This window comes from Centipeda periodontii DSM 2778, assembly GCF_000213975.1.
Lineage (GTDB): Bacteria > Bacillota > Negativicutes > Selenomonadales > Selenomonadaceae > Centipeda > Centipeda periodontii.
In genome coordinates, this window is sequence record NZ_GL892076.1 from 2,253,828 (window position 1) to 2,265,929 (window position 12,102).

9 protein-coding genes are annotated in these 12,102 nt (G+C 55.7%); 2 read left to right on the top strand and 7 right to left on the bottom strand.

The window, feature by feature from the left end:
• Positions 1-6 precede the first annotated feature (6 nt).
• The 7 genes from HMPREF9081_RS10255 to HMPREF9081_RS10285 all read right to left on the bottom strand — a co-directional run bounded on the left by HMPREF9081_RS10255 (position 7) and on the right by HMPREF9081_RS10285 (position 9,720).
• Positions 7-1,680: an ABC transporter permease gene (locus tag HMPREF9081_RS10255; RefSeq protein WP_006307216.1), complete on the bottom strand. Its 1,674-nt coding sequence runs from the start codon at positions 1,678-1,680 to the stop codon at positions 7-9.
• Entirely contained in the window at positions 1,677-2,744 is a 1,068-nt protein-coding gene (locus HMPREF9081_RS10260; protein WP_006307217.1) for an ABC transporter ATP-binding protein, read from the bottom strand. The genes HMPREF9081_RS10255 and HMPREF9081_RS10260 overlap by 4 nt, the downstream gene beginning before the upstream one ends.
• 92 nt (positions 2,745-2,836) lie before the next feature.
• Entirely contained in the window at positions 2,837-3,847 is a 1,011-nt protein-coding gene (locus HMPREF9081_RS10265; RefSeq protein WP_006307218.1) for an ABC transporter substrate-binding protein, read from the bottom strand.
• A gap of 114 nt (positions 3,848-3,961) precedes the next feature.
• Positions 3,962-5,791: an excinuclease ABC subunit UvrC gene (uvrC, locus tag HMPREF9081_RS10270; protein WP_006307219.1), complete on the bottom strand. Its 1,830-nt coding sequence runs from the start codon at positions 5,789-5,791 to the stop codon at positions 3,962-3,964.
• Between the two features lie 2 nt (positions 5,792-5,793).
• Positions 5,794-7,461 (bottom strand): 2-isopropylmalate synthase, encoded by a 1,668-nt coding sequence (locus tag HMPREF9081_RS10275; protein ID WP_006307220.1) that lies wholly within the window; start codon positions 7,459-7,461, stop codon positions 5,794-5,796.
• Between the two features lie 311 nt (positions 7,462-7,772).
• Positions 7,773-8,687, bottom strand: a complete 915-nt coding sequence (locus HMPREF9081_RS10280) for a DUF2156 domain-containing protein (RefSeq protein WP_040395043.1) — start codon at positions 8,685-8,687, stop codon at positions 7,773-7,775.
• Positions 8,688-8,754: 67 nt separating this feature from the next.
• Positions 8,755-9,720 carry a type I phosphomannose isomerase catalytic subunit gene (locus HMPREF9081_RS10285; RefSeq protein WP_006307222.1) on the bottom strand — a complete coding sequence of 322 codons (966 nt, stop codon included), beginning with the start codon at positions 9,718-9,720 and terminating at the stop codon, positions 8,755-8,757.
• A gap of 161 nt (positions 9,721-9,881) precedes the next feature.
• Here HMPREF9081_RS10285 and uraA point away from each other — a divergent pair, with 161 nt between their 5' ends.
• Entirely contained in the window at positions 9,882-11,135 is a 1,254-nt protein-coding gene (uraA, locus tag HMPREF9081_RS10290) for a uracil permease (RefSeq protein ID WP_006307223.1), read from the top strand.
• A complete protein-coding gene (locus HMPREF9081_RS10295; RefSeq protein ID WP_006307224.1) occupies positions 11,132-12,010 on the top strand; it encodes an RluA family pseudouridine synthase in 879 nt (292 codons plus the stop codon). Before uraA ends, HMPREF9081_RS10295 begins: the two co-directional genes overlap by 4 nt.
• Positions 12,011-12,102: the final 92 nt, after the last annotated feature.

Genomic DNA, 12,102 nt, shown 5'->3' on the forward strand with positions numbered 1-12,102 from the left:
ATAAACTCAAAATTCTATTTTTCCACCCGCAAGTTTACGACAAATGACGAGAGAGAGAACCGTCGCCGCCGTCAGGATGGTCGCAAGAGCTGCGGCTGTACCAAAGTGTGCCTTGCTCGTGACCTCGTTAAATATGGCCACCGAGATGGTCTGCGTTCCGCCGGTATAAAGGATCAACGAGGAGCTCAGCTCGTTCATCGTCGCAATCCAGCTCAAAATCGCCCCCGACATAACACCGGGCAGCATCAGCCGCGCAGTCACCAGAAAGAAGGTTTTCAGAGGCGTCACGCCCAGACTGATCGAGGCCTCATCCACACTGCGATCGATCTGATACAGAATACCGATACTTGATCGCAGCGTAAACGGAAGTTTTCGGATTACATAAGACAGAATAAGGATAAATGCCGTTCCTGTCAAGGGGAGAGGTGCACCATTAAATGTAGAGGACAGCATAATGCCGAGAACCGCCCCCGGGATGACATAGGGAAACATCACCATCATATCGATGACGGTACTCGCCCGCGACTGCTCCCGCACGATCAGATACGAGATCAAAAGGGCGCAGAGCACCATGATCGCAATAGCAGAAAGAGAAAACAGGAAGGAGTTGAGTATCGCATCGGACATCTTACCAAATGCTTCTGTATAGCTCTCCAGTCCAAAACCGGGAAGAAATACAGGCCCGCTCGTTTTGACGAAGGATGTCACGGCAACGGTCAGCTGGGGTAAAATAGCGAGAAAGGCAACGAAATAAATGCCCAGCGTAACAACGACGCTGCGCACACCGGAGAGCGTCTTTCGCTTCATCGGGCGAAGTCCCGACATCATGTAATCGCGCCCGGCAAGCGCCTTTTTTTGAAGCAGCAGAACCATCAGCGCAAAGACGACCACAACGACACTGAGGACATTTGCAAACGCCGTATTTCCGCCGCCAAGTTCGCTCATATACTCATCGTAAATGGAGACCGGCAAAACGCGAAATCCCTCACCGATGAGCGCCGGCGTACCAAAATCCGCAAGACTCGTCATAAAAACCATAAGTGCGGCAGAGAGAATCGTCGGGAGGATCAGAGGGAATGTAATCTCACGAAAGCGGCGCCAACCGCTCGTCCCAAGATTCTCCGCTGCCTCCTCAAGCGATGCATCCATGCTCTGCAAGGCGGCCGAAACATAGAGATAGACATAGGGAAACAGCTTGAGCGTGAAGACGAGGAGAATCCCGGAAAACCCGTAGATCGACGGCAGAGAGAAGCCAAATGTATCCTCGGCAAAACGCGTGAAGACGCCGGCACGTCCAAGCAGTACAATCCATGAATATGCTCCGATGAACGGCGGTGAGAGCATCGCAAGAATGCAGAGATGATCGACGACGGATTTGCCCGTAATGCGATAGCGTGAGGTAAAATATGCCATAGGCAGCCCGATGAGAAGCGCCAGAACCGTTGCAGAGGCAGACACGACGAAGCTGTTGAACAAGGTGCGCAGGTAGTATTTGCTCTGGAAGAATTCGGCGTAATGTGCAAAGGAGATACTGCCGTCCTCCATCACAAAGGATCGAATCAGCAAATGCGAGAACGGATAGACAATGAAGAACAGAATCAGGATAAAGGCAAGAACCGTGACAATCGTCCAGAAGTTCAGGCGATCCAGCGGATTTTCACGCAAGAGGGCGTATTTCATGAGAGTGCCTCCTTTCCATCCTCCGTGTAAAGTGTCAGCGCATTGCGCGGAAGCGCAATGCCGACCGTATCTCCAACGTTGTATGCCTGTCCTCCATGTGTGCGATAGATCTTACTGATCAGAGACTCTCCCCCCTCAAGCACAATCTCATACTCATCATTTGTACCGAGATAGGTGACACGGCGAACCGTCCCGCACAGCGCACCGGACTCCGGCGAAACGAGCTCGACATCCTCGGGGCGCACAGAGATCTTCAGCGCACCCTGATACCCGTTCGAAAGTCCGCCGGAAAAAGAGATTTTCCCTAGGACATCAAACGATGATGCCTCTGCTCTTCCCGCGAGAAAATTCGATGTCCCTATAAAGTCCGCGACAAACATATTTGCGGGATGTGTATAGATCTCACGCGGGGTGCCGAGCTGCATGACCGACCCGGCCTGCATGACTGCAATCCGATCCGAGATGGCAAGAGCCTCCTCCTGATCGTGCGTTACGTAGATCGTTGTAATGCCAAGCTCCTTTTGGATGCGGCGTATATTGGTCCGCATCGTCAGACGCAGCTTGGCATCCAGATTTGAAAGCGGTTCATCCATGAGCAGGACATCGGGGCGGATGACAATCGCGCGTGCAAGCGCCACACGCTGCTGCTGTCCGCCGGAGAGTTGGGACGGCATACGCTCCGCCAGATTTTCAATCTGCATGAGGGCAAGCGCCTCAGCCGTCCGCTCCTTTTGCTCGGCCGCGCCGGCATTGCGCGCACGCAGTCCATAGGCGACATTATCCGCAACGGAAAGATGCGGGAAGATGGCGTAGTTCTGAAAGACCATGCCGGTATTGCGGCGGTGGGGCGGAATATCATTGATGCACCGATCACCGAAGAAGATCTTCCCGTCATCGATTTCGTTGAAGCCTGCGATCATGCGCAGCAGCGTCGTCTTTCCGCACCCCGAAGGTCCGAGCAGGGTAAAAAACTCTCCTCCGTTGATGGAGAGCGTGATATGATTGACGGCGTAGAAATCACCATAGCGCTTTACAGCATCTTGTATACGAACAGACAGACTCATAATACACAGCCTTTCAAAAAGAAAACCGCCACACAATGTGACGGTCTTGGAAGGGGAAAATATGGGAATGGGGGGATGGGGGAAATGGGGATTTATTTGATAACCGCTGCGCGCCACTTGCTCAGGAACTCATCCTTAAAGGAAACGGCACGCTGGGTATCAAACGGTGTGTAGCGAATCTCCGACACCGGTCGGATCGACGCAGGCGGCTGAACATCGGCGCGCGTTGAACGGCGCTGATAGTCACCGAAACGCTCATGCACCTTCTTGCTCATGACGAAATCAAGGAATTTCTGTGCATTTTCCGCGTGTTTGGCGCCCTTGATGATGCCAATGCCGCCGGAGGAAATCGCTGTTCCCTCCTCGGGATAGACAATCTTCATATGTGCGCCGTTCGTAATATATTTGAGCACAGGCTCTTCGAATGTCGCTGTAATGGCATACTCTCCGTCCGAGAGCGCCTTAATCTGTGCCGCCGATCCGCTGATGATCTTGCCGTCCAGATTATCGACGAGCTGTCCGATGATCGCCGTGTCGCCGCCGAGTTTATCCATCATCGTGAGGAGTACTGCGTAGGTGGAACTCGATTTAGCGGGATCGGCAAGAGCAATGCGTCCACGGAATTTCGGATCCAACAGATCCTTCCAGCCTTTCGGTGCATCTGCCTCGCTGACAAGATCCGTGTTATAGGCAAGAACATAGGGATCCATCGTCACATTATAGAAAGCATTGTTCTCTCGAACAAAGTTCGGATTGATCGAAGATTTCTCTTTCGATTCATAGGGCTGCAGATATGGCTCCAATGCCACATAGGCATCTGCCGAGCCGCCCCACATGATATCGCCGAGCGGATTCTCCTTTTCCGCACGCACACGTGCCATGAGCTCTCCTGAGCCGCCAGCAACGAGCTGCACCTGAATTCCCGTCTGCTCTTGGAACTCCTTGACAATCGGTGCCGTCCAATCGTCCGTATTACAGTTGTATACAACAAGTGTGTTATTCTCTGCCTTGGATCCCTGTTCCGAGCCGCCACAGCCCACAAGCACCATCGACAGAGACGTGAGCGCAGCTACGGCGAGCATTGCTTTCCGACGAAAGAACATAGGCGATACCTCCTCAAGAGAGCAATCAATATTTCATCTTTTTTGTTATTATAGAATTATCAGAACTAACCTTCAATTAGATGATTCATCATTTTAGTATGAGAATCCTATCTTCTATTGTTTCCCACGAAGTTCTCGCTGTGCCTCAAAGAAATGAGCAATCGCCTCCGCCGAAGGACGATTCATTCCGGGTACAGCGGCGAGTTCATCGACCGAAGCCGCCTTAATCTTGTCCAGTGTTCCAAAGTGCATCCAGAGACTCTGCCGCCGTTTCGGACCAACACCGACGATATGATCCAATACAGAAACGAGGTTGCGTTTGCCGCGCAGCTTCCTGTGGAAGGTAATGGCGAATCGGTGCGCCTCATCGCGGATACGCTGGATGAGATAGAGGGATTGACTGCGGCGCGGCAGTTCGACCGGTTCGGGATTCCCCTCCGTAAAAACGAGTTCAAACTGCTTGGCGAGTCCGACAACGGGCACATCCTTATGCCCCGCCTCGTTTCGGATGATCTCAAGTGCAGAGGAGAGCTGCCCCTTGCCGCCGTCGATGATGATGAGGTCGGGCAGTTCATCGGCAGGCAGTCCGACGTAGCGACGCGTCGTCACCTCACGCATGGAGAGGAAGTCGTCGGGCTTGCCCTCCGCACTCCTGATCTTAAAGCGGCGGTAGTCCGACTTCTTCGGCATGCCGCCCTCGAAGACAACCATCGAGGCGACCGTTTCCTGCCCCTGATTGTGAGAAATGTCGAAGCACTCCATGCGATACGGCGTCTTCTTGAGTCCGAGATAGCGCCCAAGCTCCTCGACGGCGCCGAGCGTCTGCTCGTCTGCAAGACTGCGGCGCGTCTCCTCGTCCGCGAGAAATTTCTCCGCATTGCCCGTCGCCATCAGGACGATATCGCGCTTCGTCCCGCGCTGTGGCGTGAGGAGGATAACCTTTCCCCCGCCCTTTCGCTCCGCAAGCCAGCGCTCGATGATCTCCTGCTCCGCCGCATCGATCGCGTGCGGCAGCAGTACCTCGCGCGGGACAAACGTCGCCTGATTGTAATACTGTTCGAGGAACGCGCGCAGAATGTCCGCATCGCTCTCCTCCTCGCTCCCGCGCAGGAGGAAGTGCTCGCGTCCGATCATCTTGCCGCTGCGGATAAAGAAGATCTGCATGCAGACCCCCGCCGCCGAACGCGCCATACCGATCGCATCCTGATCGCCCGCGCCCGTCACGATGTTCTGCCGCTCCGCCGCCTTGCGCACCGCAGCGAGCTGATCTCTGAGGCGCGCCGCCGTCTCGAAGTGATAGGCTTCTGCCGCAAGCGTCATGCGGTGCTCCAATTCGCGTTCCACATCGTCCGTCCGCCCCTCAAGGAAGAGCAGGACGGCACGGATCATCGAACGGTAGTCCTCCTCCGTCACCTTCCCCACACAGGGCGCGAGGCAGCGCTTGATATGATACTCAAGGCAGGGACGATCGGGCATTGTCCGACACGTACGCAGAGGAAAAAGGCGCTTCAGGAGCTTCAAGCTGTCCCGCAGCGCCGTCACATTCGTATAGGGGCCGAAGTAGCGCGCTCCATCACGCAGCACACGCCGCGTGATGAAGACGCGCGGATATTCCTCCTGCACCGTCACCTTTACATAGGGGTAACTCTTGTCATCTTTCAGCCGAATATTGTACCGAGGACGATGTTTCTTGATCAGATTCGCCTCGAGGATCAGCGACTCGACCTCGTTCGCGGTCATGATCGTCTCGAAATCCACGACATGCGAGACCATCGCCCGCACCTTCGGCGATTGATTGCGGCTGCTCTGGAAATACTGCCGCACGCGGTTCTTGAGGACAATCGCCTTGCCCACGTAGATGATCTTCCCGCGCGCGTCCTTCATGAGATAGACACCCGGCGAATCGGGCAGCAGTTTCAGCTTTTCAGCAACGAGGTCTGTCACGCTCAGTGTCCCGCCTTCATCCGATTGATCGCACTGAAGAGAGCAAGGATGGACGAGGTGATGATATCCGTGTCCAGCCCTGCGCCCCAGTAGACCTTGCCATCCTCGCCCGTGATGCTGATGTAGGAAATGGCGCGCGAGGTCTGCCCGATCTCGAGTGCGTGCTCGCTGTACGTCAGATTCGTATAGTGGAGACCGAGGTTCGCCTGCAGGGCGTTCGAGATCGCATCGAGACGTCCGTTGCCACGCGCCTCATACGTGCGATCCTCACCGTCCACCTTGAGGTGAACGTCGCCCATGCGCGTGCCGTCCGGCTGCTTTTTCAGATGGAAGTCCGAAAGCTCGAACGGGAAGATGACATTGACATAGGTATCTGTGAACACCTTATAGATTTCATCCGGCATAAGCTCCTTGTGTCCGCTGTCGGAAACGGCTTTCACGCGGTAGCTGAGGTCCTCGCGCATCTTCTTCGGCATGCTGATGCCGTACTGCTGCTCCATAATGTAGCCGACGCCGCCCCTGCCCGACTGGCTGTTGATGCGGATGACATCGCCGTCGTACGTACGCCCGACATCCTTCGGGTCGATGTAGAGGTATGGCAGCGACCAGTGCTTCGGCTTGTTCTCGTCCCAGTGCTTCATGCCCTTCGCAATGGCATCCTGATGGGAGCCGGAGAACGCGGCAAAGACGAGCGAACCGGAGTACGGCTGACGCGGGTTGACCTGCATGCGCGTCACCTGCTCGTAGACCTCGACGAGATGCGGCAGATCGGAGAAGTCGAGATTCGGATCAACACCGAGTGCGAACATATTCATCGCAACTGTGATGATGTCGACGTTGCCCGTGCGCTCCCCATTGCCGAAGAGCGTGCCCTCGACACGGTCTGCGCCCGCCAGAAGCCCCATCTCTGCATCCGCTACACCGCAGCCGCGGTCGTTGTGCGGATGGAGGGAAAGAACAACACTGTCACGGTATTTCAGCCGCTCGTTGACATAGGCAATCTGCATCCCGTAGACATGCGACATCGACATTTGAACTGTCGAGGGAAGATTGATGATCGCCTTGCGGTCCGGCGTCGGCTGCCACACATCGAGGACGGCATTGCAGACCTCGAGCGCGTACTCGGGTTCCGTGCCCGTAAAGCTCTCAGGTGAGTACTCGAAGCGGTAGTTCGCTCCCGCCTCCTCCGTCAGCTTCTTGAGGAGCTTCGCGCCGTCCACGGCAATCTGAAGAATCTCCTCCTTCGAGCGCGCAAAGACCTGCTCACGCTGTGCCGCAGACGTGGGGTTGTAGACATGCACAATCGCGTTCTTCACGCCGCGCAGCGCATCAAACGTCTTGCGGATGATATGTTCACGCGCCTGTGTCAGCACCTGCACGGTCACATCGTCGGGGATGAGGTTGTCCTCCACGAGACGGCGCAGGAACTCATACTCCGTCTCCGAGGCGGCAGGGAAGCCGACCTCGATCTCCTTGAAGCCCACACGTACAAGGAGATCGAAGAACGCCAGTTTCTCATCGAGACTCATCGGGATGATGAGTGCCTGATTGCCGTCGCGCAGATCGACCGAGCACCAGATCGGCGCCTTGTCGGGTGCATCCGTACGCAGCCAGTCCAGACGAATCTCGGGCGGCATATAGTAACCCTTCGTGTACTTTGTGTGATTCATGATCGTTCCCCCCGCATTATCAAAATATCCTTCCTAAAACAAGAAAGTCCCTCGCCGCTTTGTGGGGCGAAGGACGAACCTGCGTTATCCTAGCGTTGTGCTATCTTACCATATTCACGGGCAGTTTGCAAATCCGACCAATGAGCATGGAGTGATGTCCCAAAGCGAACCCTAGTGGAGCAAGTGAGTAAAGCGTGCGACTCGCCCCCGGCGTACTTCTTTCGTTCAAGCGTAGCGCGTTTAAGAAGTGCGCCGGTATTTAGGCGAACGAGCACGTGATCACTTGCGTAACGAGGCGTTCGCGCGGGACATCACCCGAGACACAGAGTAGCATTAAACTTTTCGATCAGCTTCTCGGGCTTGTAGGACTCCTTTGCCTTGCGTAGCCCCTCGATACCCATATCCTCCTCGCGGTTGATGTAGGTCAGATGGCTCCACGCGTGCTCCACGAAGCCCTGATTGATCGCGGGATACGCGCCGCGCAGCTCGGGATCCGCCTTCTCGACGTGAATCACCGCCGTGTCCGTGTTCAGCTGCTCGCCGAAGGTAAAGGCAATGACGCGCCCCCCGAGGAGGATTGCGCCGCCCTTCAGCCCGAAATCCTCGAAATTGTTCAGCACCTCAAGGATCGCCGTGCGCTCGTAGCCGATGAACGGATCAACCGTACCGTCCTCCTGCTTGTGCTGCTTATACCAGCTGTTCAACTCGAGCTTGCACAGCGTCACGATTTCATCCGTGATCGGCACAAACACCGCATCGGGATGCTCCTTGTGGAACGCGTTCAGATGGTTCTTCTTCGAGTGCAGCTTGCGCCCCGCAAGACTGATGAGTTTTTCCGAGAGATACACATAGTCATAGTTGTCACGGTCGGCGACCACCTCAAAATTCGCACAGTCGCAGCTGCGCAGAAAATCAGCATAGCCGCGCTCCATATCGTAGATGTGAAAGGGCTGCTCAATCTCCTCGAAGTACGCGAGCAGCTTCTTCGTCGCCGCAGGGTACAGCGTGGGATCGCAGAACGGCTGCAATGCCGAGACACGCGCCTTCCACTCGCTCACGACATAGAGGACGTTATCTTCCTCCGCAACGTGAACGTGGAACGGCTCGCGCCACATGTAGAGATTCGTAAAGTTAAAATGCGAATTCTCGTAGTAATTCGCACGGAAATAGCGATCAAGCAGGGGCTTGTCTTCCTTTGTCAAGGCATGAAATTCGATGAGTCTCACCCTCCCTTTGGGTTTCCTAAAAAGTTCTCCTAATGGTTTCATTATAGCAAAGCCGTCAAGCCCTGCTCTATATCTTACTAAGAATCAGTTCTCCGTTGCCATACATCTCATAGCGTCCGAGCCCCGCCGGAAGGAATACACTCTCCCCTTTCTGAATATGCAGATCCCCTGTTTCAGCACGCAGGATCAAACTGCCGTCGAGTACGGTCAGCGCGTGAAACGAATCCGTACCCGCTGTGAGCGAACATTTGCCCGCAACGCTCAGGTGATACACGGTGAAATAATCACATGCCGCAAGAAGCCTCACCTCTGCCCCCGAAAAGATATCAATGGGGGGCGAGGATGCCGCACGCTGCGTGACGGGAGCAAGACGAACCACATCGAGCGCCTTGTCAATATGGAGGTCGCGCAGTTTCCCATCTGTCCCGACACGTCCATAGTCGTAGATGCGGTACGTTGTGTTTGAGTTCTGCTGAATCTCGCAGATGAGGATGCCCTTACCGATCGCGTGGAGCGTCCCCGCAGGGATGAAGAACACATCCCCTTTCTTTACAGGCACACGACGCACGACATCGAGCAGGGTCCCCTCCTCAATGCGACGGCGAAATTCCTCCTTTGTGATTTCATGCTGAAAACCATAGAGCAGCTCTGCTCCCGCCGCAGCGTCCACAACGTACCACAGTTCCGTCTTGCCGTACTCTCCCTCTGCCTGCATGGCATAGTTGTCATCAGGATGCACCTGCACAGAGAGGTCATCATGTGCATCAATCAGCTTGATGAGCAGGGGGAAATAGGAAAACCTCGCTGCATTCCTGCCGAGCGCATCCTGCCCTTCCGTCGCGATCCAATCTGCGAGGGTCTGCCCCGCTGCCGCACCGTTTGCAATCACACTCTTGCCGTCTCTGTGACAGGCAAGCTCCCAACTCTCGGCAACCTTCATCAGCTGTGTTTCTTTTCCATATTCGTCCCTCAGACGCATCCCACCCCAAAGATAATCCTTAAGCGGTGCTATCAGTTTCATTGGATATTTCATGTTTCACTTCCTCTTTGCATTCACTTATAGAGGTTATCTTACCGAATCCCGCGAGAAACTGCAAGTGAAAACGTGCCACGCGAAATGATGATTGTTCCCCGCCGCCGTCTATGGTATCATAAGAACGCACATATTCTACGATTCTGAAACGGAGTGATCTTATGTCCCAAAAGGCGATTGATACAACGGAACGTCCGCCGCTCCTGACGACCATTCCCTTGTCGCTGCAGCACCTCTTTGCGATGTTCGGCTCGACGGTGCTCGTGCCGATTCTCTTTCATGTCAATCCCGCGACCGTGCTGCTCTTCAACGGCATCGGCACGCTCTTCTACCTCATCCTCTGCAAGGGGAAGATTCCCGCCTATCTTGGCTCAAGTTTTGCCTTTCTCTCCCCCGTCTTTCTCGTTCTCTCCGAGTACAGCTATGAGGCGGCGCTCGGCGGCTTCATCGTTGTCGGCATTGTCTTCTGTATTGTCAGCTTCATCGTCCACACGATCGGAACGAGCTGGATCGACGTGATCTTCCCGCCCGCCTCGATGGGCGCGATCGTTGCGGTCATCGGTCTGGAGCTGATGCCAACGGCGGCAAACATGGCGGGGCTGACGGGCGAAAACACGGATACCACTGTCATCTTCGTTTCAATTGCAACCCTTGCCATCACCATCTTTGCCTCAATGGCATTCCGTGGATTTCTCTCCATCATCCCGATTCTCATCGGCGTAGTCGCGGGCTACATCATTGCATTTGCCGTGGGCATCGTCGATCTCTCTCACGTTGAGAGTGCACCTTGGCTGGCGATTCCGACCATCTACACACCGACGTTCGACCTGCGCGCCATCCTCATTATTCTGCCCGCCTCCATCGTCGTCATCGTGGAGCACATCGGCCATCTCATCGTGACGGGCAACATCGTCGGACGCAACCTCGCAAAGGATCCGGGACTCGACCGCTCGCTGCTCGGCAACGGTGTTTCCACGATCTTCTCCGGCTTCTTCGGTTCAACGCCGAACACGACTTACGGTGAGAACATCGGCGTGCTCGCCATCACGAAGGTCTACTCCACATGGGTCATCGGCGGTGCGGCGATCTTTGCAATCCTGCTCTCCTGCCTCGGCAAGCTCGCTGCGCTCATCCAGAGCATCCCGACACCCGTCATGGGCGGGGTATCCATGCTGCTCTTCGGCGTCATTGCCGCCTCGGGCATCCGCATCCTCGTTGAGGCAAAGGTGGACTACAACAACCCGATGAACCTCCTCCTGACCTCCATCGTCATGGGCGTCGGCGTATCGACCGCAAGCCTCACGATCGGCACGGTCACACTGCGCGGCATGGCACTTGCAACGGTCATTGCCATCATTCTCTCCATCTCCTTCCGCATCATCCTCGCACTGCGCCGTCAGAGTCAAAAGGAATGACGGAACACATCGTTATGCTTCCGGAGGACGAGGGGTGCCCTGCAAAGGCATATCTGATGCGCGTGTGCGGAATTTCTTCAACTCTTTGGAAACGCATCAAGCACAGCGGCACCTTCACCGTGAACGGCGTTTCCGAGATTGCCGCACGCACAACGCTGCGCGCAGGAGATATTGTCTCATACGAGCTGCCAATCATTTCTTCGGTCATCCCCGAACATCTCCCCCTTGCGATCGTCTACGAGGACGAGGATCTCCTCGTCCTCGACAAGCCCGCAGGGCAGCTTGTTCATCCGACGACGAGGGAGGCACACGGAACTGTTGCCAATGCCGTGCTTGGTCTCTATGAAGCGCGCAGCATGCCGCTCGACTTTCACCCCTGCCACCGCCTCGACCGCAATACGACGGGACTACTGCTCATCGCGAAGCATCCCGAAGTGCAGTATCAGATTGCAAAGCAGGATGCGCTCGTGCGGGAATATCTGGCACTCATTGATGGTTCGCTCACTCCCGCAGAGGGCACGATCGACGCCCCCATCGCACGCGCTCTGCCGAGCATCATCCTGCGCTGTGTCTCCCCCGATGGGAAGCCCGCACGCACACATTACAGAACAGAACGGACAGACGGCAGACACAGCCTCCTGCGCCTTCGCCTTGAGACGGGACGCACCCATCAGATTCGCGTCCATCTCGCCCATCTGGGACATCCCCTGCTCGGCGACGATCTCTATGGCGGGAGCATGGACGAAATCACGCGTCACGCCCTCCACTCGGCGCGTCTCACACTCACACATCCGCGCACGGGGGAACACCTCACCATCGAAGCCCCTCTTCCGATGGATATGGCGCATATTGTGCGAAGCAATCTCTCCAAATGAAAAGGGGCTGTTGCACGAAGCTAAAACTTCGTACAACGCCCCTTCTTTGTGCCCCTTCCACCGCTTGCGCGGTCCCCCTTCCCCGTCAAACG